The organism is Ottowia cancrivicina, from assembly GCF_029813755.1.
Classification (GTDB): domain Bacteria; phylum Pseudomonadota; class Gammaproteobacteria; order Burkholderiales; family Burkholderiaceae_C; genus Ottowia; species Ottowia massiliensis.
The window spans coordinates 1-23,036 of the sequence record NZ_JARVII010000018.1; the positions used below are offsets into that span (position 1 = coordinate 1).

The 23,036-nt window shown below is 62.1% G+C and carries 28 protein-coding genes and 1 pseudogene; 17 read left to right on the plus strand and 12 right to left on the minus strand.

What is annotated here, in order from left to right; translation table 11 throughout:
• The 3 genes from QB898_RS09000 to QB898_RS09010 form a co-directional block, all read left to right on the plus strand.
• Nucleotides 1-201, plus strand: a 201-nt coding sequence (locus QB898_RS09000; RefSeq protein ID WP_279524675.1) for a hypothetical protein, incomplete at its 5' end; no start/stop codon positions are given.
• A gap of 202 nt (nt 202-403) precedes the next feature.
• The gene (locus tag QB898_RS09005) at nt 404-880 is read left to right on the plus strand and encodes a hypothetical protein (protein ID WP_279524676.1); all 477 of its coding nucleotides are present in this window, start codon (nt 404-406) and stop codon (nt 878-880) included.
• 115 nt (nt 881-995) lie between these two features.
• Nucleotides 996-1,727, plus strand: coding sequence for an imidazole glycerol phosphate synthase subunit HisH (locus QB898_RS09010; protein ID WP_279524677.1), 732 nt, complete (start codon nt 996-998; stop codon nt 1,725-1,727).
• 22 nt (nt 1,728-1,749) lie between these two features.
• On the opposite strand, the gene QB898_RS09015 is transcribed toward QB898_RS09010, so the two are convergent.
• Entirely contained in the window at nt 1,750-2,034 is a 285-nt protein-coding gene (locus QB898_RS09015) for a hypothetical protein (protein ID WP_279524678.1), read from the minus strand.
• Between the two features lie 264 nt (nt 2,035-2,298).
• On the opposite strand from QB898_RS09015, the gene QB898_RS09020 reads away from it, so the two are divergent.
• The 7 genes from QB898_RS09020 to QB898_RS13440 all read left to right on the plus strand — a co-directional run bounded on the left by QB898_RS09020 (nt 2,299) and on the right by QB898_RS13440 (nt 9,886).
• Complete coding sequence (locus QB898_RS09020) at nt 2,299-3,027, plus strand: hypothetical protein (RefSeq protein WP_279524679.1); 729 nt, start codon at nt 2,299-2,301, stop codon at nt 3,025-3,027.
• Between the two features lie 106 nt (nt 3,028-3,133).
• Nucleotides 3,134-3,910 carry a 1-(5-phosphoribosyl)-5-[(5-phosphoribosylamino)methylideneamino]imidazole-4-carboxamide isomerase gene (hisA, locus tag QB898_RS09025; RefSeq protein WP_279524680.1) on the plus strand — a complete coding sequence of 259 codons (777 nt, stop codon included), beginning with the start codon at nt 3,134-3,136 and terminating at the stop codon, nt 3,908-3,910.
• 585 nt (nt 3,911-4,495) lie between these two features.
• Nucleotides 4,496-5,236, plus strand: coding sequence for a 7-cyano-7-deazaguanine synthase QueC (queC, locus tag QB898_RS09030; RefSeq protein WP_279524681.1), 741 nt, complete (start codon nt 4,496-4,498; stop codon nt 5,234-5,236).
• A gap of 324 nt (nt 5,237-5,560) precedes the next feature.
• Nucleotides 5,561-5,962, plus strand: a complete 402-nt coding sequence (locus tag QB898_RS09035) for a type II toxin-antitoxin system Phd/YefM family antitoxin (RefSeq protein WP_279524682.1) — start codon at nt 5,561-5,563, stop codon at nt 5,960-5,962.
• Nucleotides 5,963-5,971: 9 nt separating this feature from the next.
• A complete protein-coding gene (locus QB898_RS09040) occupies nt 5,972-6,421 on the plus strand; it encodes a TA system VapC family ribonuclease toxin (RefSeq protein WP_279524683.1) in 450 nt (149 codons plus the stop codon).
• Nucleotides 6,422-6,441: 20 nt separating this feature from the next.
• A complete protein-coding gene (gene alaS, locus QB898_RS09045; RefSeq protein WP_279524720.1) occupies nt 6,442-9,426 on the plus strand; it encodes an alanine--tRNA ligase in 2,985 nt (994 codons plus the stop codon).
• A 283-nt stretch (nt 9,427-9,709) separates the two neighbouring features.
• Entirely contained in the window at nt 9,710-9,886 is a 177-nt protein-coding gene (locus tag QB898_RS13440) for a hypothetical protein (protein ID WP_428982787.1), read from the plus strand.
• Here QB898_RS13440 and QB898_RS09050 read toward each other — a convergent pair.
• Together QB898_RS09050 and QB898_RS13445 are read right to left on the minus strand one after the other, a co-directional pair.
• Nucleotides 9,870-10,037 (minus strand): hypothetical protein, encoded by a 168-nt coding sequence (locus QB898_RS09050; protein WP_279524684.1) that lies wholly within the window; start codon nt 10,035-10,037, stop codon nt 9,870-9,872. The two genes, QB898_RS13440 and QB898_RS09050, sit on opposite strands and share 17 nt — an antisense overlap.
• A gap of 14 nt (nt 10,038-10,051) precedes the next feature.
• Nucleotides 10,052-10,096 (minus strand): annotated as a pseudogene (locus tag QB898_RS13445) (hypothetical protein); the annotation flags it as partial.
• A 308-nt stretch (nt 10,097-10,404) separates the two neighbouring features.
• Between QB898_RS13445 and QB898_RS09055 the strand changes: the two are divergent.
• Complete coding sequence (locus QB898_RS09055; protein WP_279524685.1) at nt 10,405-10,641, plus strand: alpha/beta hydrolase family protein; 237 nt, start codon at nt 10,405-10,407, stop codon at nt 10,639-10,641.
• A 44-nt stretch (nt 10,642-10,685) separates the two neighbouring features.
• Nucleotides 10,686-11,030 carry an alpha/beta hydrolase family protein gene (locus tag QB898_RS09060; protein WP_279524686.1) on the plus strand — a complete coding sequence of 115 codons (345 nt, stop codon included), beginning with the start codon at nt 10,686-10,688 and terminating at the stop codon, nt 11,028-11,030.
• 192 nt (nt 11,031-11,222) lie between these two features.
• Here the strand turns inward: QB898_RS09060 and QB898_RS09065 are convergent, their stop codons facing one another.
• From QB898_RS09065 to QB898_RS09075, 3 genes are all read right to left on the minus strand, one after another.
• A complete protein-coding gene (locus QB898_RS09065; protein ID WP_279524687.1) occupies nt 11,223-11,609 on the minus strand; it encodes a hypothetical protein in 387 nt (128 codons plus the stop codon).
• Between the two features lie 260 nt (nt 11,610-11,869).
• A complete protein-coding gene (locus QB898_RS09070; RefSeq protein WP_279524688.1) occupies nt 11,870-12,274 on the minus strand; it encodes an RnfH family protein in 405 nt (134 codons plus the stop codon).
• Nucleotides 12,271-12,723 carry a type II toxin-antitoxin system RatA family toxin gene (locus QB898_RS09075; protein ID WP_279524689.1) on the minus strand — a complete coding sequence of 151 codons (453 nt, stop codon included), beginning with the start codon at nt 12,721-12,723 and terminating at the stop codon, nt 12,271-12,273. Before QB898_RS09075 ends, QB898_RS09070 begins: the two co-directional genes overlap by 4 nt.
• A 132-nt stretch (nt 12,724-12,855) precedes the next feature.
• Here QB898_RS09075 and smpB point away from each other — a divergent pair, with 132 nt between their 5' ends.
• Entirely contained in the window at nt 12,856-13,344 is a 489-nt protein-coding gene (smpB, locus tag QB898_RS09080) for an SsrA-binding protein SmpB (protein WP_050714613.1), read from the plus strand.
• A 611-nt stretch (nt 13,345-13,955) separates the two neighbouring features.
• On the opposite strand, the gene mutL is transcribed toward smpB, so the two are convergent.
• Complete coding sequence (mutL, locus tag QB898_RS09085) at nt 13,956-15,884, minus strand: DNA mismatch repair endonuclease MutL (protein ID WP_279524690.1); 1,929 nt, start codon at nt 15,882-15,884, stop codon at nt 13,956-13,958.
• A 57-nt stretch (nt 15,885-15,941) separates the two neighbouring features.
• Between mutL and QB898_RS09090 the strand changes: the two genes are divergently transcribed.
• Both QB898_RS09090 and QB898_RS09095 read left to right on the plus strand, forming a co-directional pair.
• Nucleotides 15,942-16,130 carry a hypothetical protein gene (locus QB898_RS09090; RefSeq protein WP_279524691.1) on the plus strand — a complete coding sequence of 63 codons (189 nt, stop codon included), beginning with the start codon at nt 15,942-15,944 and terminating at the stop codon, nt 16,128-16,130.
• 47 nt (nt 16,131-16,177) lie between these two features.
• The gene (locus tag QB898_RS09095) at nt 16,178-17,170 is read left to right on the plus strand and encodes an ATP-grasp domain-containing protein (RefSeq protein WP_279524692.1); all 993 of its coding nucleotides are present in this window, start codon (nt 16,178-16,180) and stop codon (nt 17,168-17,170) included.
• Between the two features lie 4 nt (nt 17,171-17,174).
• Here the strand turns inward: QB898_RS09095 and QB898_RS09100 are convergent, their stop codons facing one another.
• From QB898_RS09100 to QB898_RS09115, 4 genes are all read right to left on the minus strand, one after another.
• The gene (locus tag QB898_RS09100; protein WP_279524693.1) at nt 17,175-17,957 is read right to left on the minus strand and encodes a ChbG/HpnK family deacetylase; all 783 of its coding nucleotides are present in this window, start codon (nt 17,955-17,957) and stop codon (nt 17,175-17,177) included.
• Nucleotides 17,929-18,372, minus strand: a complete 444-nt coding sequence (locus QB898_RS09105; protein ID WP_279524694.1) for a GtrA family protein — start codon at nt 18,370-18,372, stop codon at nt 17,929-17,931. Before QB898_RS09105 ends, QB898_RS09100 begins: the two co-directional genes overlap by 29 nt.
• The gene (locus QB898_RS09110) at nt 18,369-19,364 is read right to left on the minus strand and encodes a glycosyltransferase family 2 protein (protein ID WP_279524695.1); all 996 of its coding nucleotides are present in this window, start codon (nt 19,362-19,364) and stop codon (nt 18,369-18,371) included. The genes QB898_RS09105 and QB898_RS09110 overlap by 4 nt, the downstream gene beginning before the upstream one ends.
• A 256-nt stretch (nt 19,365-19,620) precedes the next feature.
• Nucleotides 19,621-21,114, minus strand: coding sequence for a glycosyltransferase family 39 protein (locus QB898_RS09115; protein WP_279524696.1), 1,494 nt, complete (start codon nt 21,112-21,114; stop codon nt 19,621-19,623).
• Nucleotides 21,115-21,609: 495 nt separating this feature from the next.
• Here QB898_RS09115 and QB898_RS09120 point away from each other — a divergent pair, with 495 nt between their 5' ends.
• Entirely contained in the window at nt 21,610-22,257 is a 648-nt protein-coding gene (locus QB898_RS09120) for a DedA family protein (RefSeq protein WP_050714606.1), read from the plus strand.
• A 100-nt stretch (nt 22,258-22,357) separates the two neighbouring features.
• Here the strand turns inward: QB898_RS09120 and QB898_RS09125 are convergent, their stop codons facing one another.
• Nucleotides 22,358-22,672 (minus strand): hypothetical protein, encoded by a 315-nt coding sequence (locus tag QB898_RS09125; RefSeq protein ID WP_279524697.1) that lies wholly within the window; start codon nt 22,670-22,672, stop codon nt 22,358-22,360.
• A gap of 29 nt (nt 22,673-22,701) precedes the next feature.
• On the opposite strand from QB898_RS09125, the gene QB898_RS09130 reads away from it, so the two are divergent.
• On the plus strand, nt 22,702-23,034 hold the full coding sequence (locus QB898_RS09130; protein WP_102284002.1) for a DUF1840 domain-containing protein: 333 nt from the start codon (nt 22,702-22,704) through the stop codon (nt 23,032-23,034).
• The last annotated feature ends 2 nt before the right edge of the window (nt 23,035-23,036 follow it).

A 23,036-nucleotide genomic window follows, 5' to 3' on the forward strand; every position in this document is an offset into this window, starting at 1 on the left:
ATTAGCCGCTGGGACTGGACGCATAAGCTAACCATGATTTCATGCAGCGCTTCTGGCTCCATGACGCTGGAAGATGGGCGCAAAGCGCGCTGGGGAATTAGACCCAGCCGCGCGGCTCTCATCAGAATTGATGGAGGAGACTACCAGGAATACTTCTTCTTTTGCTCGAAAGCGGATTGCGGTTTCTCACCATTCTGGTGACAGGCGGCCATTTCAACAATTGCCTTCAAGCGCAGTGCATGAAGGCAATTTTTTTGGAGACGATGACACGCATAAGCCCCAATGCCCCGCCAGAAATCCGCACAATGAATATTCAATACCGGAATCAGAAGTCTTTGCTCATTCAACAGTTTCCCGCAAAATAGGTTCGGAAGCGCTGACAGCTCGATGGAGATAAACCGTCATGAATTCAAAATGGCTAGTCTGCCTGCCTTTCATTATGACGCCTGGCGTCATGTCCTTGGCCCAAGAAATGCCTGTTCATGATACCTGCGTGGATATATTGGAAGAGGACTTTGCAGACGACACGATCACGCTATGCCCATCGCCATTGCCGCCGATCGAAACGATTCAGGTGGAAGGTTACAGTGAAAGCGAAAAGGATGCAGGAGAGCCGGACTGCAATACATTTCATCCGGACGCTGCCACAGTGCGGCGCTATTTCTCAAAAGCGCGGCAAATCAGCGGCCAGGACTGGATGCATACGCTAACCATGGTTCCATGCAGCGCTTATGGCTCTATGACGCTGCAAGGCGGACGCAAAGCAGAATGGAGCGTTAGCCCCAGCCGCGCAGCTCTGATCAGGATTGATGAAGGGGCAAACCAGGAATACTTCTTCTTTTGCTCGAAAGCGGATTGCGGTTTTCCACCATTCTGGTGACAAGCGGCCATTTCAACAATCGCCTTCATGTGGTGCGTGAAGGCGATTTTTATTGGGATAATGGGGCCAAAATTTGCATATACAGACCATGCAGATTGACTTTTTTTGATATGCCATGACCTCTACTTCCGTCGCTATTGTTGATTACGGCATGGGCAATCTGCGCTCCGTGGCGCAAGCCGTGCTGCATGCCGCACAGGGTCTGCCCGTGAGCGTGGCCGTTACCAGCCAGCCGCAGGCCGTGCGCGATGCCGCGCGCGTCATCCTCCCCGGCCAGGGCGCCATGGGCGACTGCATGGCCGCCTTGCGAGCCAGCGGCTTGCAAGAAGCCGTGCTGCAAGCTGCTGCCAGCAAACCGCTTTTGGGCATTTGCGTGGGCATGCAAATGCTGTTGGAGCACAGTGCCGAAGGCCACACCGCCGCTGGCACGCCGGGGCTGGCACTGCTGCCGGGTGAAGTGCTGAAATTCGACTTCGCGGGCCGCCGCGCGCCTGACGGCAGCGCCTGCAAAGTGCCGCAAATGGGCTGGAACCGCGTGCGTCCCTGCACGCATTCAGGCATCCGGCACCCGCTTTGGGAAGGCGTGCGCAACCTGCCCGCGCCGGGCGAAGGCAGGGCCGCCGGGGCCGAAGAAGCGGATGGCGGCGAGCCGTGGTTTTACTTCGTTCACAGCTACTACGCCTGCTGCGCCCGCGCCGAAGACGTAGCGGGCCAGACCGAATATGGCGGCCTGCGCTTTGCCAGCGCCATCGCGCGCGGCAACCTGTTCGCCACGCAGTTCCACCCCGAAAAAAGCGCGGAACAGGGCTTGCGCCTGTTTCGCAATTTCCTGCGCTGGAATCCGTGAAGGCCGCGAGGGCGGCGCTCATTCAGCAGCGCGCCCGGAAAACGGACGAGTAAATGACTGCGCCTGCTCGCATTGCGCAGGGCATCTTGCGCCTTTCAGCATCCACATTCAGCGGGCCTGTGGAGCCGAGACTGCCAAGAATAAACACTGGTTTTTCAGGTGTTTTTTCAGGTTTGCAGTGATGCTTCCTTGATTTTTTGAATAGACTGCGGATTTTCGGGTCATAGGCATATCTTTGCAGGATTCTCCAAATAAGCAGACAAATTTTCCGGCCTGGAATTCCCAGCAATATTCTGAAAATATCCATGAAGTATTCCGGCTTGGTATTTCATTGGGCAGCAGCGCCCGTCGCGCCCATGACCGGGCAAGCCCTGAACGGCCAGATGCGCCCCCCCCCAGTGCCAGCTGCGATAAAGTCGCCGCCGCCATTGGAGGCCAAGACAGCCGCGCCAATGGCAGGCAAAACCGGTGGCGGCGGCCTGCGCCGAAATCTGTGAAAGTGCAGACGCCCATTCAACGCCTTATTCGCTTTCATTCACCCCGTTCATTCAACCCGCTCAGGAGATTCAACATGGAAAACAATGCGCTCATTCAATACGGCTCCACGCAAGACAGCCGCACTTTCCACGCCGTGCGCCAAACCGAGCAAATCTGCGCATGGACGGTGCTGGGCATTGGCGGCTTTTTGCTGCTCGTGCTCATTGCCAATGTGCTCGGCTCGTTTTTCAAACATGGCATAGGCGAGGCCATTTTGGCGCTGCTGCTTGTGGGCGTGGTGCTGTGCCTGGTCTTTGTGGGCGTTACCAAGCTGCTGGAGCTGCTGGTTTTCAAGCCCTGGAAGGCCGTGCGCTACAGCGCCTGCGCCAAGCGCATGGCCGCCGAGGCGCAGCAAAACGGCCTGCGCCCCGTCGCCGCCCATCAGTGGACATGGCCGCAGCCCGGCGTGCTGGCGCTGGACAGGCAGAACAACGCGCTGTTCGCCTGTGTCTGGGGCAACGGCTACGAGCGCTTGCTGCTTTCGCCGCGCGAAGTCATTGGCGTGAAGGTGGAGCGAGAGTCTGAAATCCATACCGATACGAAGCATGGCGGCAGCTTCGCCATCTTTTCCTCCGGCGGCTGGGGCTACCAGTTCGGCAGCCGCTCCAAGTCCAAGTCCGTCACCATTGAGCGCGCTTTTCTGGAGATTCACTACCAGCGCGAAGGCGCGGCCGCGCCCGGGTGGGTGGCCGTTCCTTATGGCGAGGAGCGCCGCGAGGCCGATTCAATGGCCGTGGCCATCCAGCAATGGCAGCGGCAGTAAGCCAGTCTGCCGGCCATTGGCGTGTTTCTTGCAGGAAAACACTCATTGCGCCCGCTGGCGTGCGCGCCAGAATGCACCGGTTTTCTCTTCTTTCCCAGCAGCATCCATGCTTCTCATCCCCGCAATTGATCTGAAAGACGGCCACTGCGTGCGCCTCAAGCAAGGCGACATGGCCCAGGCCACCACCTTCAGCGAAGCGCCCGCCGACATGGCCGCGCACTGGCTGGAGCAAGGCGCGCGCCGCCTGCATCTGGTTGATTTGAATGGCGCCTTTGCCGGCAAGCCGCAGAACATGGCGGCCATTCGCGCCATCTTGCGGCAAGTGGCGGGCCAGGCGCCCGTGCAGCTGGGCGGCGGCATCCGCGATCTGGACACCATTGAAAAGTACCTGGACGCGGGCATCAGCCACGTCATCATCGGCACCGCCGCCGTCAAAAACCCCGGTTTTCTGAAAGACGCCTGCGCCGCGTTTGACAGCCACATCATCGTGGGCCTGGACGCGCGCGAGGGCAAAGTGGCCACCGACGGCTGGAGCCGCGCCACGCACCACGAAGTGACCGATCTGGCGCGCAAGTTCCAGGACTGGGGCGCGCAAAGCATCATCTACACCGACATAGGCCGCGACGGCATGCTCACCGGCATCAACATCGAGGCCACCGTGCGCCTGGCGCAGGCGCTTTCCATCCCCGTCATCGCCTCCGGCGGCCTGTCTTCGATGAGCGACATCGAACAGCTCTGCGCCGTGCAGGGCGAAGGCATTGAAGGCGTCATCTGCGGCCGCGCCATCTACAGCGGCGCGCTGGACTTTGCCGCCGCGCAGGCCCGCGCCGACGCGCTGTGCGCCAGCGCGGACAAGCCAGCGAGCGGCGCGACCCGCGCGTGAGAGCCTGCTCGCAGCCCAGCCTTCATGCACCGGGTTCAGGTTCAGCGCCTCATTTAGCTCCTCTTTTCATGGCATGAGGTCCTAGTAAAACAAGCGCGGGGCAGCTTTTCGATACCTCTGAATTCGCTCCTGTTTCTGATGTTTCATGGTGCTTGCCAGAAGCTGGCTGCCGCCTGCCGCCAAGGGTGAAATGCCCGTGCGGGCCAAGTTGTCCGCTTCTTGATCCTCCAGATAACCTGTTCACACCCCGTTCGCAGACGCCAGAAGCGCAAACTCGGGCGGTCTGCGGCCTTGCAAGCCCTCGCCGGGCTGCAAATTGAATGCAAGTGAGCTGTGCGTGGAGCACAAGCCCCGTTTGCACCTTGCTGCTCCATCCTGATGCGCCGCCCCTGGCGGTCAGACTTTGCGGCCAGATGCTGAACAGGTTCCGGTTAAGGCGGGCCGTCAGTCCGCGCGGCGATGGCGGGCAAGAAGGCCATGTCCGCTTCAGGCCCGAGGCCGCAAGCCCAGCCAGCGCCAGACCTCCAGCATGGCCAAAGCCAGCGATCTGGCCGCCCCTTTATCTTTGTTGTCCCTTTCACCGCCATGTCTGAAGCACACCGCAACGCCCTCGTTCTGTTTTCCGGCGGGCAGGACTCCACCACCTGCCTAGCCTACGCCCTCACGCGCTACGAGCGCGTGGAAACCATCGGCTTTGACTACGGCCAGCGCCATCGCGTGGAGCTGACGCAGCGGCTGGCCGTGCTTGCTGCGCTGCGCCAGCGCTTTGCGGCCTGGAGCGGGCGGCTGGGAGAGGACCACGTGCTCGATTTGCCCGTGCTCGGCCAGATCAGCGACACCGCCATGACGCGCGACATCGCCATCGAAACACAAGCTGGCGGCGTGCCCAACACCTTTGTGCCTGGCCGCAATTTGCTGTTTCTCACCCTGGCGGCGGCGCTGGCCTGGCGGCGCGGCCTGAGCGTCATCGTCACCGGCGTGTGTGAAACCGATTTTTCCGGCTACCCCGATTGCCGCGACGACACCATGAAAGCCCTGCAAGTGGCGCTCACCCTCGGCATGGACCGCCGCTACGTCATCGACACCCCGCTCATGTGGCTGGACAAGGCCGCCACCTGGCAGCTCGCACACGATTTGGGCCAGCAGGCCGACCCCGCAGGCGGCGGCGCAGACCTGGTGCGTCTGATTACCGAGCACACCCACACCTGCTACCTGGGCGACCGCACCCATCGCCACCCCTGGGGCTGGGGCTGCGGCCACTGCCCCGCCTGCGAGCTGCGCGCCCGGGGCTGGGCGAAATACAGCCAGCCGCGCTCAAGCAGCTGATCGCACCTGGCTCGTAGTCGGGCTATGAACAGCTTCCAGGGCCATCTTTAGCTCCTGAAAGCAAAGCTGGACGTGTCTTGACTGATGGTCTGCCCCAAGGTTCAGGCACCAGGAAAGCAGAAAAAGGCTTTTTCCGCTTCTTTATCAATAGCATGGTGTCTTGGCGGAATGTGCGCCAATGCCGTTTCAATGCGCCTTGAATCCGCTCCTCTTTTTAATGCGCTGGTTTGCGGCGGACTGTCTCGATGCCGCCTAGAATCTGGCTGATTCAACCAGTTGGGCCAGGCCGTGCGCCTGGCCTGTTTTTTCGCAAGGAGACCACACATGACTGCCGCCATGCCGGCCGCGAGCGCGGCCACTGTGGGCTTGTTTGAGGCCAAGACCCGTTTGTCCGAATATGTCGCCCGCGCCGAGAGGGGCGAAGAAGTCATCATCACCCGGCACAACAAGCCCGTGGCCCGCATCGTGCCCATGACGGCTGAAGCGCCCGCGCGGCCCGTGCCGCGTTTTGTGCAGCGCACGTTCCAGATGGGACTGCCGCAGCAGCCAGACGCCGGGCTGGCAGGCGAGCTGGACGTGCAGGCATTTTTGGCGCTGGACGCCCGGCTCAATGCCGAGTGGCAAGCGCAGCAAAAACAGCCGCTGCGCTGTTCTGGCCGCTCCAGGCATGCGGCGCAGCAGCCCGCCGCCAGCGCAGATGCCGCAAGCAAAGCCGCCGCAGATTGAGACCGCGCCGTGAAGCTGCCTGATACCAATGTGCTGGTTTACAGCGTCAATGCCAGCAGCCCCCAGCATGCGGCGGCCACAGTCTGGCTGGAGCAGGCGTTTGCCAGCCAGGCCGTGGCCTTTGCCTGGAATGCGCTGATTGGCTTTGTGCGCATTGCCACGCATCCGCGCGTGATGCCCGCGCCCCTGTCGGTGGCCGAGGCCACAGGCGTGGTGGACGAGTGGCTGGCGCATCCGCATGCCGTGCTGGCGCAGCCGGGCGCCCGCCATGCCGATTTGTTTTTCAAGCTCTTGCTGCAATGCGGCGCGGGCGGCAACCTGACCAATGACGCCCACCTGGCCGCGCTGGCCATTGAGCACGAAGCCGCCGTGGGCACGTTTGACGCCGATTTCCTCCAGTTCAGGGGCGTGCAAGTGGACTTGCTGCGCCCTGATTCTTTTTCTTCACAACAACCATGACGACCCATTCAGTCCCCCATATGTCCGTGGCGCAAATCCGCCAGACTTTTCTCGACTTTTTCGCTGCGCGCGGGCACACCATCGTGCCTTCTTCGCCGCTGGTGCCTGCCAATGACCCCACGCTCATGTTCACCAACAGCGGCATGGTGCAGTTCAAGGATGTGTTTCTGGGCGCCGACAAGCGCCCCTACAACCGCGCCACCAGCGTGCAAGCCTGCCTGCGCGCGGGCGGCAAGCACAACGATCTGGAAAACGTGGGCTACACCGCGCGCCACCACACTTTTTTCGAGATGCTGGGCAACTGGAGCTTTGGCGACTATTTCAAGAAAGAAAGCCTGCAATGGGGCTGGGAGCTGCTCACGCAGGTCTACAAGCTGCCGCCCGAGCGCCTGCTGGCCACCGTCTATCACGAAGATGACGAGGCGTATGACATCTGGACGAAAGTCATCGGCCTGCCGCCCGAGCGCGTGATTCGCATCGGCGACAACAAGGGCGGCAAATACAAGAGCGACAACTTCTGGATGATGGCCGACACCGGCCCTTGCGGCCCCAGCAGCGAAATCTTCTACGACCACGGCCCCCACATCCCCGGCGGCCCTCCCGGCAGCCCTGATGAAGACGGCGACCGCTTCATCGAAATCTGGAACCACGTGTTCATGCAGTTCGAAATGCATGAAGACGGCAGCGTCACCCGCCTGCCCGCGCCCTGCGTTGATACCGGCATGGGGCTGGAGCGCGTGGCTGCCATTTTGCAGGGCGTGCACAGCAATTACGAGATTGATTTGTTTCAGGCGCTCATCCGCGCCGCCGCTCGCGAAGTGGGCGTGCCCTTCAGCATGGACGTGCCCAGCCTGAAGGTGATTGCCGATCACATCCGCGCCTGCTCTTTTCTCATTGCCGACGGCGTCATTCCCGGCAACGAAGGGCGCGGCTATGTGCTGCGCCGCATCATCCGCCGCGCCATCCGCCACGGCTACAAGCTGGGGCAGAAAAAGCCTTTCTTCCACAAACTGGTGCGCGACCTGGTGCAGCAAATGGGCGCGGCCTACCCGCGCTTGGCCGAGCAGGAAGCGCGCATCACCGAAACGCTCAAAACCGAGGAAGAGCGCTTTTTCGAAACGCTGGCCCACGGCATGGAAATTTTGGATTGGGAAACTTCAGAGGCAAAAACCATAGAAAACTGGTTGCACTCCGAGGGATATAAAAAAGTAAATTTCCAGCCAGGCCACGACGTTTTAGGTGGCATTTGGTATGAGGCTTTTGAAAAGGATGGCTACACGCAACTAGCCCTCTTTTTAACTAGCGATGTGAATGAGGAGCGTGCGCTTTCCCTATTTGGTGAAAATGGTTTAGCAAAAGAATCATTTTCTCGATGGAGTCAATATGAAACGTCCCTTCCTTTGAGAAAAGACTTGCTTGTTATAGCTGCTCCAAAAATTGACTCGGACGTAAAAAATATATTTGCAAAATTTCAAACATCTAACTCTGAGAGGGTTCGGCTCAAAGAATTGGCTGATTCAGAGTTCAGTCAATCCAGAGTGCTACATGGTGATGTCGCCTTTAAGTTGCACGATACCTATGGCTTTCCACTTGACCTGACGCAAGACGTTTGTCGCGAGCGCTGCGTGACGGTAGACGAGGCAGGCTTCGATGCCGCCATGCGACATCAAAAAGAGAAAGCCCGCGCCGCCGGCAAGTTCAAGATGGACAAGCTGCTCGAATACGAAGGCCCGGCGGGCCTGTTCACCGGCTACGACGAAATGGCCCATGCCGCCTGCCGCGTCACCGCCCTGTATGCCGACGGGCAAAGCGTGGGTGAACTCAAGGCGGGCCAGGCTGGCGTGGTCGTGCTGGACGCCACGCCCTTTTACGCCGAAAGCGGCGGCCAGGTGGGCGATGCCGGCCTGCTCACCGCCCCCGGCGTGGTGTTTGAAGTGGCCGACACGCAAAAAATCAAGGCCGGCGTGCACGGCCACCACGGCGCGCTCACGCAAGGCGCGCTCAAGGTGGGCGACGCCGTGCAGGCGCAAGTGGACACGCAGCGCCGCCAGGCCACCATGCGCAACCACAGCGTCACCCACCTCATGCACAAGGCCCTGCGCGAAGTGCTCGGCAGCCATGTGCAGCAAAAAGGCTCGCTGGTCGATGCCGCCAAAACCCGCTTTGACTTCACGCACGGCGCGCCCGTCACGCCCGAAGAAATCGCCGAAATCGAACGCCGCGTGAACGCCGAAATCCTGGCCAACACCGCCACGCAAGCGCGCGTGATGGACATCGACAGCGCCCGCGAAACCGGCGCCATGATGCTTTTTGGCGAGAAATACGGCGACACCGTGCGCGTGCTCGACATCGGCGCCAGCCGCGAGCTGTGCGGCGGCACCCACGTGGCCCGCACCGGCGACATTGGCCTGTTCAAAATCGTCATGGAAAGCGGCGTGGCCGCCGGCATCCGCCGCGTGGAAGCCATCACGGGCCTGAACGCCCTGAACTGGGCGCAAGCCACCGAAAACGCCGTGCAATCGGCCGCCGCCGCCCTGCACGCCCCCGCTACCGATCTGCAAGGCCGCCTGCGCCAAACGCTCGATCACATCAAAACGCTGGAAAAAGAAGTGGCCCAGCTCAAGGGGCGCCTGGCCAGCGCCCAGGGCGGCGAACTGGCCAGCCAGGCCGTCAGCGTTCATGGCGTGCAGGTGCTCGCCGCCCGCCTCGATGGCGCAGACGCCCAAACCCTGCGCGAGACGATGGACAAGCTCAAAGACAAGCTCAAAACCGCCGCCATCGTGCTGGCCGCCACATCCGAAGGCAAAGTGCAGCTGGCCGCAGGCGTCACGCCCGACACCGTGGGCCGCATCAAGGCAGGCGAACTCGTGAACTTCGTTGCCCAGCAAGTAGGCGGCAAAGGCGGCGGCAAGCCCGACATGGCCATGGCCGGCGGCACCAATGCCGCCGCGTTGCCCCAGGCCCTGCAAAGCGTGCAAGGCTGGGTGGCCGCCAAACTGGCTTGAGAGCCTGCTCGCATCGTGGGAGCGAAAAGCGCGGCCTCGGGCGCGGCTTGCGGCGTTGCGACTCATCCCGATCCGCTCTTTCGCCCCTCACGTTCAAATCATGAACAGGTGCTGAAAGCCAGCGCCCGGGGCGGCCAGGCCCGGGCGGCAAGAGAACGGCCAGAAAGGGAAGCCAAAAGGAAAAGCCCAAAAGGAGCCAAAACAATGAGCAAAGGCCGGCGTCGATTGGGTCTTTGCGGGACACGATTGGCACGCCTTGCGCTTGCAATGGCTCTATCAGCCATTGAACATCAAACGCTTTGTCTGCCAGCAGCGCTCCAAACTTTTGGTTCCGCATCAGTTCTTGGTCTCCTTCGCTGGCATGCCGCTGGCATGGCATCAGAGCGAACTTGAGCAGATTGCCGGCGCATCGCACAAGGCCCGTATCCTGCCAAGTGAGTGGCCTATGGCTTGGCTTTGAGTTCCGCGCCCGGGCTGTGACGGTGCACTTTCACGGTCGTGGAATCGGCCATGGCGTATTGCATATCCGGCGGGTTGCTGACGGCATCAAAGAGTTTTTGCCAGATATGGCCTTGCCCCTGTCGCGAAAGCGCTTGAAGACGGTGTTGCATTTGCCAAATTCTTCAGGCCAATCGCGCCAGGGTCTGCCTGTGCACACGATCCACGGCACGGCCTCTGCAAATCAAGCGCTTATTCGCGCCTCTTGGCCCTGCATCGACAGACGTGCCCAGGCAGTGCGGGGTCATTAGCGCTCACTGCTTGTCGCTTGATACTCATCTTTCCATGGCGGGATTGCAGCCATAAGAGGTGATTTTCAACAATCCCTAGTGGAAAGTGCGCAAAACGGCATTTCATACCCCCTGAATTTGCTCCCGCTCTGTCGAAGCCATTACCTGTCCTTACTCGGGCTTACAACGGAGCCATCATCCTGCTGCCCCCGTTTTGCCTAACGATCAATTCTGGTTTGAAAACTTCCGCATGGGCATCTTCCCGAATCTGTTTGCAGACGGTCAGTTTCTCAAAGATGCCGCCAGCCTGAACCATTTTTTGCGCCAAATCACGCCCAACACCGGTGCGTATGATTTGGGCGTGGTATCCGATGCCGTTGCCGCCGTGTTCGACCGCATTGGCGAAGACGTGTTGATTATCCACTCACAAGGCGGCGGCCCAGGTTGGCAGACCGTGCTGAAAAATCCTGAAAAGAGAAAACCGTAGTTTCCTATGAAACCGGCACCGAGTTTGTTTTCCCCGAAAACGAAATGCCGAGCGTTGCCACACCCGCTAACGACGCCGCCAACATTTCACTCTCGCAACCTATCAGTACCGAACGTTTCGCCCTGCTGACCCAAATGCCCATCATCATCTATTACGGTGATTACATTTCGGCAGACAACCCGCATTGGGCATCGCAGCGGTGGATTGAACGCATCCGTATGGCGCAAGCCTTTGCCGACTGCGTAAATCGCCACGGCGGCGACGCGAGCGTTGTGCAGTTGCCTGACATCGGCATACGCGGCAACAGTCATTTCGCCTTTATCGAAGCAAATAACGTGGAAATCGCTGATGTGTTGGAAAGCTGGTTGGAAGAAAAAGGTCTGAAATAAGCAGCCCGCACACGATAAAGCGAGCCTTCCCTTATTTCCAATCAGTCTTCAAGAAGTTCCATGAACCTCGCCATCACCGCAAGAAAAAAGCTTTTTCCTTGCGGGAATTCCGTTGGATTGCTTGAGGAGCCACCGCAGACAGCATTCGCTGGTGCGGCGGGTTTGGGAAGAATTCGAAATAACCCGAGATGACTATTGGCAGCGATAGCCGTCTCTTTTTTTATACGCTGCCACTTTCGGATAGGCGCAGAGCGGCATTTTTAATAATGTTTGCGCAAGGTTTGCCGCCTCGTCCTTCTTCTCCGCTTGATAGGCGGATGGCGGCGGGCCGCCAGTGGCAAAAGGTGCTGAAAAACGAGGCACGGCGGCCATTTCCTTGTCCGTCAGGCACTTGCGCGCGGCATACACGTTTGCCCCCGGCTTTTCCACAGCTTTGCGCCCGCAGGGTGTGAAAAAGCCGGTTTGCTTTGAACAGGTTCTCGCGCCTGGGGCCGCGAGCGCGGCGCTGCCAAAAAAGAAGGCAGCGGCGGCGAATCCTTGGCTTTCAGTCACTTGCGCGCGCCGTACCGGCTTGTCCACGGCTTGCCCACAGCTTTGCGCCCGGCGCGTGTGCAAAACCGCCGCGCCTGGCTGGTGCGCCCCGCCCATTTTTCAGGCAAATCATGCGCTGCCTTGCCGCGCAAGCACTTGCGCGCGCCATACCGGTTTGCCCACGGCTTTTCCACAGGCTTGGGCCTGGGCGATGGGGACAAATGGAGCAAGTGGAACGAGCCGGGCGGAATCGTGCGAAATCGTGCGGGGATAAGCGGCGCGCCGGACGCCGGATTGCCAACAGGCTCTCAATACCCGGCTTTGCCGCCGGGTCTGCGGCGGGCGAACAGGCCTGCTGCGCGCGCGCCCTGGCTGGCAAAGCGCTCGCGGCGCGCCCGTTTGGGATCGACGCGCAGGGGCCGCCAGATTTCCACGCGATCGCCGTCTTGCAAGGCCGCGCCGGGCGCGCAGGGGCGGCCCCAGATGCCGTAGGCCAGCGCGGCGCGCGCGTTTTCAGGCAGCCCTTGCAGCAGGCCGCTGGCCTGCACGGCCTGCGCCAGGGTGGCGTCTGCGGGCAGATGCAGGCGGGCCAGCTGCACCTGGCGCGCGGCGCTGGCCCAGGCGACGGTGACGCCAATGAGGCCGCTGGCGCCGCCGCATGAGGGGGGGCTGGCGGCGCATGAGGCGGATGAGGGCGGCGCGGCGTTCGTCATGGCTGGCCGTACACCTGCTCGGCGCGCTGGATGAAGGCGTCCACCATCGTGGCGGCGATCTTGTCGAACACGGGGCCGACCAGCGCTGACAGCGCCTTGCTGTCAAAGCCGTAGTCCAGCGCCAGCGTCACGCGGCAGGCGCGCTCGCCCGCCTGCCCCACGGGGGTGAAAGTCCACAGGCCATTGAGCGTGGAAAAGGGGCCTCTGACCAGCTGGATGCGCAGCTCGCGGTCCGCAATGTGCGTGTTGTAGGTGACAAAGCTTTGTTTCAGGCCCTTGAAGGCGATGCCGACTTCGGCGGTCATGCCCTTGCCGTCCGCGTCTTGTCCGATGACGCGGCCCAGGCTGCACCAGGGCAGAAATTCAGGGTAGCGGGCCACGTCCCGCACCAGCTCGAACATCTCGTGGGCGCTATACCAGATAAGAACGGATTTGCGGACGGTTTTCATGGAAAATCTTGCGTTTTTCGCGCGCCTGGCCTTCGGCTGGCCTGGGCGTCAAGCCGCAAATTCTAGAAAACCGCAGGGTTTCAGCCTTTTTCCTGCCTTCCCTCCCGCTTTTCATTCAGCCTTTCTTCACGCATGGCCGCCAAGAAAAAAACCGCTTCCAAAACGCCCAACCCCGTCATTGCCAGCAATAAAAAGGCCGCCTTCAATTACTTTTTTGAAGAGCGCCACGAAGCGGGCATGGTGCTGCAAGGCTGGGAAGTGAAGGCGCTGCGCGCGGGCAAGGCGCAGCTGACCGACGGCTACGTGGTCATTCGCGGCGGGGAGCTGTTTGTCATTGGCTGCCAGATCAACCCGCTGGGCACCGCCAGCACGCATGTGCGCCCCGAGGCGGCGCGCACCAAAAAGCTGCTCATGCACCGCGACGAAATCCGCCGCCTGATCGGCAAGGTGGAGCAAAGGGGCTACACGCTCATTCCGCTGAACCTGCACTGGAAAAATGGCCGCGTGAAGTGCGAAATTGCCCTGGCCAAGGGCAAGGCCGAGCATGACAAGCGCGACACCATCAAGGAACGCGAAGGCAAGCGCGAAGCGCAGCGCGCCATGAAGTCGCTCAGCCGCTGACGGCCCGCCCGCCGCCCGCGCCTGCAAGCGGGCCGCAAGGGGCTGCGAGCCGGAATGCAGGCATTTGGAATGCGCAAGGCATGAGCAGAAGACAAGGCGCAAGGGCGTTATTTCGCTTCTGTTCTTATAGCGCATGGTCCTAGTGGAACCTGCGCCGAGCGGCATTTTCAGCCCTTGAATCCGCTCCTGATTTTGATGCCGCTCTGCCTTCTCATGGCGGATCTGCAAGGCGCGCGAAGGCATGGCGGCGGAGCCAGCCAGGGCCGCCCGGCTTTCGCTCCGCGCCGTTTTCTCTGCGCAAGAGGGCAGGGCGGCGGCAAGGCGCGAGCGGGCCAGCCTGTTCGTTGAACCCGCCGTTTCTGAGGATTCCCGTGCCCGCGCAGGCAGGGGGAATGCGAATGGCCCGCACGGCGTAGAAGAGAAGGAAAGGAGAGCTTGGATTTGCTCCTTGATCCATAGCAAGACGTCCTAGTGAAACGGGCGCAGGGCGGCATTTCAGACCCTTAAATCCGCTCTTGTTTCTGATACGGCTGGGCGCAGGGTCTGCCGCCTTGCGGCCCTCTCGGCTCATCCGGCCCATCGCCCTTTACGGCCAGGCGGCGAACAGCTTTCTAGCGCCCGCGCAGAAAGAGCGCGTCCAGCTCTTTCATGGAGAGTTGCCGCCAGGTGGGGCGGCCGTGGTTGCATTGGTCGGCGCGGTCGGTGGCTTCCATCTGGCGCAGCAGGGCGTTCATTTCCGGCAGGGTGAGGCGGCGCCTGGCGCGGATGGCGCCGTGGCAGGCCATGGTGGCCAGGATTTCGTGGTGGGCGCGTTGCAGCACGGCGCTGCCTTCGGGCAGGGGGCCGTGCTGGATGAGTTCGGCCAGCACGGCGCGGGCCAGCGCCACGGGGTTGCCTGCGGCCAGCGGGGCGGGCACGGCGCGCACGGCCAGGGTTTTGGGCGAGAAGGGCGTGATTTCCATGCCCAGCAGGGCGAGCGTGGCGGCGTGCTCTTCCGCAGCGGCGGCTTCTTGCAAGGTGGCGGCGAAGGTGGCGGGAATCAGCAGCGGCTGGCTTTGCACGCGCGAGGCGGCCAGTTGCGCTTTCATGCGCTCGTAAACGATGCGTTCGTGCGCGGCGTGCATGTCCACGATGACCATGCCGGCGGCGTTTTCGGCCAGCACGTAGACGCCGTGGATTTGCGCGACGGCGCGGCCTAATGGGCCGTCTGCTTCGGGGCTGTCCGCTTCGGGGCCTGCCCCGCCCGGCTGTTGCGGCGCTGCGGCGGCTGGCGGGAAGGCGGGCGGCTCGTTGATTTCGTGCCGGGGGCCAGCGCTCATGGCAACCCAGGCTTCGGCCATGCGCTGCGGCGGCACGCGCGGTTCGGGCGGCCAGGCCGCTGGCCGCGCGGCATGCGGAGCCGTGTGCAGCGTCAAGGGTCGCTGTTCGCCCGCGTGGGCGCTGGCCGGGGCGGCATCCGGGGTGTCGCGCTCAACGCTGGCCGTGCCGCCCGCCGCTGCGTCGCCCGCTTGCGCGGCGCGGCTGGCGGCCAGCGCGTTTTCCACAGCGTGGCGCACGGCCTGGTGCACTTGGCGGCTGTCGCGAAAGCGCACTTCGATTTTGGTGGGGTGCACGTTCACGTCCACGCGGGCGGCATCGACTTGCACGTGCAGCAGCCATACGGGCTGGCGGTGGCCGTGCAGCACGTCTTCATAGGCGCTGCGGGCGGCGTGGCTGATGACTTTGTCGCGCACGTAGCGGCCATTGACCCAGGCGTATTGCTGGTCGGCGCGGCTGCGGGCGGCATCGGGCAGGCCCGCGCGGCCCGTTACGCGCACGCCGCCTTCTTCATGCGCCACGGACAGGCTGCGGGCCAGAAAGTCTTCGCCCAGCACGTCGGCCATGCGCCGCGCCAGCGCCTGCTGCGGCGGCAAGCTGGCGGGCTGCGCGCGCCATTGCTCCAGCAGCTTGCCTTCGTGCCACAGGGCAAAGCCCACGTCGGGCCGCGCCAGCGCGTGGCGGCGCAAAGCTTCCACGCAGTGCGCCAGTTCGGTGGCGTCGGCCTTGAGGAATTTGCGCCGCGCGGGCACGCTGAAGAAAAGCTCTTTGACTTGCACGGTGGTGCCGCGCGCGCGTGCGGCCTGCTGCAATTCGCCCGTGCGCGCCTGAAGCTGCCAGGCGCTGCCGGCCCCTTCGGTGCGCGAGAGCAGCGTTGTTTCGGCCACGGAGGCAATGGCCGCCAGCGCTTCGCCGCGAAAGCCCATCGTGCCCACCGATTCCAGATCGTCCAGGCTGGCGATCTTGCTGGTGGCGTGGCGCTTGAGCGCCGTGGGCAGCTGCGCGGCTTCGATGCCGCTGCCGTCGTCTTCCACGGCAATGAGCCGCACGCCGCCGGCCAGCAGGCGCACGGCAATTTGCGTGGCCCCGGCGTCCAGCGCGTTGTCCAGCAGCTCGCGCACGACCGAGGCGGGGCGCTCGATGACTTCGCCGGCCGCAATCTGGCTGATGAGTTCGTCGGGCAGTTCGCGAATGGGGCGGGCAGGCTGGGGACTGTCGGGCATGGAAACCTTTAATGAAAATTCTGTTAGACTGTGTTACTTCAGAAAGGAGTTCCCGATATGTCCAACAGCCACCAAGACAATGTTACCGCTAAAGCGTTCACCTTGAAGTTTCTTGAGAGATATCCGTCTGTAGATGCAGAGCCGCATGAGTGGCTTTGGCAACCTGTAGCAAATAGGAACTCGCTAGAAATTAAAACTGCTACATTTAGCGGAAAAAATCAAGCTGATGATTACACAAACGAGTAATTCTCTAGATTAATAGAAAGACGCTTCTGGCGTCTTTTTTATTTTGTATGATTGTTATTTTTGGATCCGCAGATAATCCCCATACAAGGGAACTATCCGAAAAAATATGTTTGCATGGGGAAAACGCTCTCGTTATCTCGACAGATAAAACATCTCTTCTGGAAACATATGTATCATTAACGGTTAGAAACAACAAAAATAGCCTTGTTATTAATCAAAAAGACATTTCCTGTAACATTGATGAAGTTTCTTCCGCTTTTGTTTGGCAACCAATATTTCAATTTTTTTCATCTGCCAAGAATAATTTCTCGCAAGATGAAAAATTTTGGTTCTTTTCTTGGAGGGATACGCTGAATGGAATATATGCATTACTTGCCAATAAAAATGTCGTGATTAATGGCTCAGTCATAAACACATTGAATAACCAGAATAAATTGATGTATCATTGTTCGCTGATGGGGTTAAGTGTTAGATTTCCAGAATTTTTTATTGGAAATAATAAAAAAGATATATTGAATTTTCTTCTTTGGCATAAAACGTGTATTATTAAGACGTTGCATCAAATGCAATTGGTCGTCCACGATGAGCCGACGATGTTTCTTGCAAAAAGAGTAAATGCGGAGGATTTTATGGACTTTGGCACTGAAGGAGAGTGCCCTATTTTTATTCAAAAATTTATTGAGAAAATATATGATGTGAGAGTAACAGTTATTGGTGATAATTTTATTGCATGCAAGATCGATGCATCCAAATCAGAATATGGAAAAGTAGACTGGAGAGTGTATGATATGGCTCATACGCCACACTCAAAATTTGCTCTTCCAGGCAAGATAAAGAATGACATTCAAATAATAAAAAAGAAGCTCTCTATGGAGTATATGACAATTGATTTTTGTATTGATGCAAGGGGGGATTTTTGGATATTGGATATTAATCCGTTTGGAAAATATTTATGGATCGAGGATGCCATCGGAGAGCCAATAACAGAGTTGCTGGCAAAATATCTAATTAATAGAAGGCGAGCGGAAGCGTCTTTATAAATATTTAATTAATTGTGTTTGGCATTTCCCCCCACGCCTGCCCCCGGCAGCCATGCTGCCGCCAAAGTTCGGCGAAGGCGTCGCTGGCGAGCCAGTGCCATTCGCGTTCACGGGCGGGGCGGATTTCGTCCTGCCAGCCGGCATCGGGCACGGCGGGGTGGCACATGATGAGCGCGCCTTGCGCAGGGGCGGCGGCCAGCCAGGTTTGCCAGCGGCGGGCCAGGGCGGCGGCGTCGCCGTCGAAGGCATAGACGCCGCCCAGGCAGGCGTTTTGCCGCCAGTGCATGCAGTGGCGGTCCACCCAGCGGCCGCCCAGGGCGTGGATGAGGCGCGATTTGGCGTCGGCCAGCAGCGGGCGCGTGCTGCGCAGGGCCACGGGCGGGCCGTAGCGGCGGCGCGCTTCGGCCAGCAGGCGCTCGCGCACTTGCGGAAACTGGTGCACGTGCTGGTGGCCGTCGATGAAGGCGGGGGGCTGGCCGATCTGGTCTTCAAAGGCGTCCATCTGCCGCGCGATGGTTTCTTGCAGCGCGGCGGCGGGCCAGGCGCGCAGCCAGCTGCGGGCCATCACCTGCCCGAGCGTGCCTTGCCGCGCCAGGCCCGTGAGGTCAAAGTGCAGGCCGATGTCGATGCCCGCCTGCCGCAAGGCGGCCAGCTCATCGGGCGCGATGCGGCCCAGGCTCATGAAGCTGGCCGCGTGCACGCGCCCCAGCGCGGCCAGGCGGCACACGGCCTGATTGACGGCGGGCGACAGGCCCAGGTCATCCACGTTGAGGGTGATGTGTTTCATGCCTGAAGGCCCAGAACTTGCCGAGCGCAAAGGTGGCGAGCGTGACCAGCGCGGTGGCGGCCAGCCACGCCGCTTGATAGGCCGCCGGCCCCAGCAGGCGCAGGCCCGCCAGAAACAGCGCGTGATTGAGCGCAAAGCCGCACAGCGAGCTGGCCAGCCAGCGCCACAGGCTGGCGAGCCAGCGCCCGCGCGCGCCCGCATTTGCATCCGCGCGGGTTTGCCGGAAGGTGAACCGGTAATGCCCCGCAAAGCTGACGGCAAAGGCCACGGCAAACGCGCCCACGTTGCCCCACTGCGGCGCCAGCCCGGCGCGCACCAGCAGCACCAGCGCCGCAAAGTGCGTGGCCGCCGCCGCTGCGCCCACCAGCGCGAAGCAGCCCGCCTGCCGGGCGGCGGCGTTCATGGCAGCGCTCATGGCAGCGGCTCCGGCGGCGGCGCGTCTGGCGCACGGCCTGGCGCGTTGTCCGGCCCGCCGCTTTGCCATTCGTAGTCGATCACGTAGATGGGGCGCTGCTTCACTTCTTCATAAATGCGGCCCACGTATTCGCCCATCACGCCCAGGCAGATGAGCTGCACGCCAGCGGAAAACATGATGCCCGCCACCACCGTGGCCCAGCCGGGCACGTCGCGCCCGAACAGCAGCGTGTCGGCCACGATGAACAGGCCGTAGAGCATGGAAGCGAGCGACACCAGCAGCCCCGTGCGCGAAATCCAGCGCAGCGGCTTTTGCGAAAAAGAGGTGATGCCCACCAGCGCCAGCTCCATCAGGCTGGCGTAGTTGAACTTGCTGCGCCCCTGCGCGCGCGGCGGGGCGGCAAAGGGCAGATACACGGTGTTGAAACCCACCCAGGCATACAGCCCCTTCATGAAGCGCTGGCGCTCGGGCAGCGCCAGCAGGGCATTGACCACCTTGCGGCGCATCAGGCGGAAGTCGCCCGCGCTGGGCCTGATTTCATAGCGCGCGTTGTCCTGCATGAAGCGGTAAAAGCCGCGCTTGAGCAGGCGCATCAGCCCGCCTTCGTGCGGGCGCTCGGCCTGAATGGCGGCCACCATGTCCGCGCCGCCCTCGCCCAGCTGGAGCATTTGCGCCAGCACGGGCACGGGGTGCTGGCCGTCGGCGTCCATCATGGCCACCCAATCGCCTTGCGCGGCGGCCAGCCCCGCGCTCAAGGCCGCTTCCTTGCCGAAATTGCGCGAAAAGGCAATAAAGCGCAGCGCCACATGGGCGGGCAGGCGCGCCTGCTGGGCGCGGCAGGCGGCATCCACCGCGTCACGGCTGCCGTCATTGACCACAACGACCTCTTGCCGCCCCGGCCGCTGCCCCAGCCACTCGCACAAAACGGGCAAAAACGCAGCCAGCGCCTGGGCATCGTTATAGACGGGCAGGATGACGGAAAGGGCAATCATGGCGGGGCAGGGCGGCGAAAGCTCCGGAGGCTGCAAGGGCGCAATGCAATGACTCGGCGCAGCGACTCAATGGCAGGCGCCGGCCTGCCAGGCGAAGCGGCAAAGAAAGGCCGGAGCGGGAGCTTGGCAGCATCAGAAACAGGAGCAAATTAAAGGGGGTTGAAAATGGCGTTTGCGCAGATTCCACTAGGACATCATGCTATGGAAGAAGGAGCAAATAAAGGCTGCGCTCACAGCCTGCCCCTGGAACAAGCGCTCAGTCCTGCTTCAGGCAGGCAGGCGGAATATAGGCGCGCCAGCGCACCCGCAGCGGCTCGCGGCCCGGCAGCTTGCCCCACGGCAGCTGCCACTGGCCCTCGCGCACGGCCAGGCCGCGCGCCTCCTCCAGCAGTGGCGCCGAAGGCGTCTTGCCGCCGCCGGGCCACAACATCAGGCTGCCGCAGCGCTGCACGCGCCGCGCGTTCATCCACGGAGAGTAGGCCGGGTCGTCTTCCACCATCACCGAAGGCGGGCCGGGCAGGGCCGAAGCCGCCAGGCCCGACAGCCAGCCGTCGCCGCTCACGCTGTCCAGCGGGCAGCGGCTCAGGGCCTGCCACTGGGCCTGCACGGCCTGCGCCAGCGCGGCCTGCGGCCAGTCCATGCGCGAAGGCTTGCCGCGCCACTGCGCGCCCCAGGCCAGCAGGGCCGCCATCGCCGCCGTCAGCGCCGCCAGCCACACGGCCAGCCCCGCCAGCAAGCGGCGGCCCTGCCGCGCCAGAGCCTGCGGATCGCGCGGCAGCAGGCTGGCCAGCATCAGGCCCGACAGGCCCCACATCGGCATGCCCCACTGGTCATGCAGCCCCACGCCCAGCGCCAGCCCCGCCAGCGTCAGCAGCAAGGCCGGAGCCAGCCCCATGAACCACACGAACAGCAAATCCTCGCGTGCGCGCCGTGGCCGTGAATCAGCCCCGCCCGCCGCAGGCCAGCGCAAACGCGCCCGCGCCAGCAAGGCCAGCAGCGCCAGCGGCGCATGGCTGGCGGCCTGCGCGCCCAGGAAATTCAGCGCGCTGCCGCGCCCGCCGCCGTGCCCCGCCTCCAAGGCGCGCTCATGCGCATAAACAAAAGGCAGCCAGTCATGCTGCGCCAGCCACAGCGCATGGGGCGAAAAAGCCAGCGCCGCCGCTGCCAGCGCCAGCCACGGCCCCGGCGTGCGCAACAGGCGGCGCGCGGGCGTGGCCAGCATGAACAGCCCGGCGGCGGCCAGCAGCACCGCCACCGAATACTTCACCATCAGCCCCAGCCCCGCCAGCGCGCCCAGCAGCAGCCAGAAAGCCGGGTTTCTCTCCGTCAGCGCCACATGAAAGGCCCACAGAAAACCCGCCCACACGGGCAGCTGCGCCAGGTTGTGGTTGAACTCCAGCGAGGGCAGCGTGTAATAGAACACCGCCAGCAGCAGCGCGCTGCCCAGCGCCGCCTGCGGCGGCTCAAGCACCCGCCGCCCCAGCCGCCATGTCAGCCACAGCGCCAGCGCCACGCACAACTGCCCCAGCAAATACGGCCCCAGCGCGCCAAAACAGCGGAAAAACACGTACAGCAGCCAGGAAGAAAGCGGCGGGTGCTTGTAATAGCCCCACTGCCATTCATGCCCCCAGTAAATGCCCTCCACCACATCCAGCGGAAAACTGGCCGCCAGCGCGGCGGGCAAAGCCGCCCACAATGAAAAATACGCCAGCAACCCCGCCAGCCCGGCGAGCGCCTGGCGACGCGTCAAAATACTTTCCGTCATTGTCCTGCCTGCCCTGATTTTCTTGATGAAAATCAAGACACATTCACTCCATTCAATTTGGCGTCAGGGGCCTTATTCGCCAGAACGCCGGATGGCGCGCGATGCTAGCGTATAACTGCGTATGGCACGGCGCGGTCCGGCGCAATAGCTTGATTTTTGTCAAGCGCAAAGACGGGCGGGCTTTCCAGGCGAACGCCATTGAACCGCTCCCGAACCGCTCCCGAAACGCTATTGAAGTGCCGCCGCGCCGCGCTTTTGACCGGCTTTCCGTGAGAAACAGCTGCGGGCCGCGCGGCCTTGCCTGCCTGAAACGCAATGGCGCATGGAAAAATGATTCCGTGAAATCGCGCTAGCGCATTTCGCGCGCAGAAAGCCTGAAAATCACTTTCATATTGCCGCAAAAGCCCGCTCCAGCCCGCGCGCGAATTTGCGCCGGGGGCGGCGGCAGGCCGCGCTGCGCCGCCCCATAATCGCCGCCCCATGGATCTGATTGCGCAACTTCTTGACTTCGTTTTGCATGTGGACAGGCACCTGGGCGCCTTCGTGGCCGATTACGGCGCGTGGGTGTATGCGCTGCTGTTTCTCATCGTGTTCGTGGAAACGGGCGTGGTGGTGATGCCGTTTTTGCCGGGCGATTCGCTGCTGTTCATCACCGGCGCGCTGGCCGGCGCGGGGCTGGTGGATCTGCCGCTGGCCTGCCTGGCGCTGCTGGCGGCGGCCATTGCGGGCGACCAGTGCAACTACGCCATTGGCCGCTACGTTGGCCCCAAGGTTTTTCACTGGGAAAACTCGCGCCTGTTCAACCGCCGGGCGTTTGACGCGGCGCACGCTTTCTACGAACGCCACGGCGGCGTGACGGTGATCGTGGCGCGCTTCATGCCCTTCATCCGCACCTTCGCGCCCTTTGTGGCGGGCGTGGCGGCCATGAGCCGCAGGCGCTTCACGCTGTTCAACGTGGCGGGGGCGTTCGTCTGGGTGATTGGCCTGTGCCTGGCGGGCTACTGGTTTGGCAACCTGCCGTGGGTGCAGGCGCATTTGAGCAAGATCATCTGGGCCATGATCATCCTGCCGGGCCTGGCCGCGCTGCTGGGCGGCTGGCGCGCGCGGCGCAGGCCCTCAGCGGCCTGAGCGCCTGCCCAGAAAGCCTGCCCGGCACTTGAACAAGCCCTGAAGCCGGGGCAGCCGGACGGCCCCGCCCGCTGGAGAAACATCAAAAACAAGAGCGGATTCAATGGGGTGAAAATGCCGCTTTGCGCAATCTCCACCAGGACATCTTGCTATGAATGCAGGAGCGAAACAAAGCCGTGCATTCAGCCTTGTCCGCGCCCTGAAGCCGCTTTGAGTCTGCGGCGCAGGCCAAAAATGGCCGCGCAAAACCGCGCGCGGAAATAAACAGGGTTAAGCCGGCCGGGGCCTGAAAGCCTGTTTGCCATCTGGCTGTGGGCGCGAAAAGCGCGAAAATCCGTTTTGCCGTGATTTTCACGGTATTCAAATGAGAAAACCGCGCGGGTTTGCGGCATTTGGCCGCCTGCCCGCCCGGCATAAACACTGTTTTGGGAAAGGAGAGAGACCATGCTCTACAAATTCAAATCGCAGGCGGCGGCTGAAGTCATCATGCTGCAATCGAGCGCCGAGGAACTGCTCAAAATCATCGGCAAGGCGCCGGGCGCCACGGGCATCATCACGGTGGAGCAGATTCCGGCGGCCATTGCCGCGCTGCGGCAGGCGGTGGCCGAAAGCGAAGCGGCGGAAAAAAGCCGGGCCGAGGCAAGCGCCGCGCCAGATGGCGAGGGCGATGACGAAGAAGCCGATGAGCCGGTGCTGCCCCATCAGCTGGTGGCCCCCTTCGTGCGCCTGCTGGAAGCCAGCGCGGCCGAAGGCAAGGCCGTGGTGTGGGGCGTGTGAAA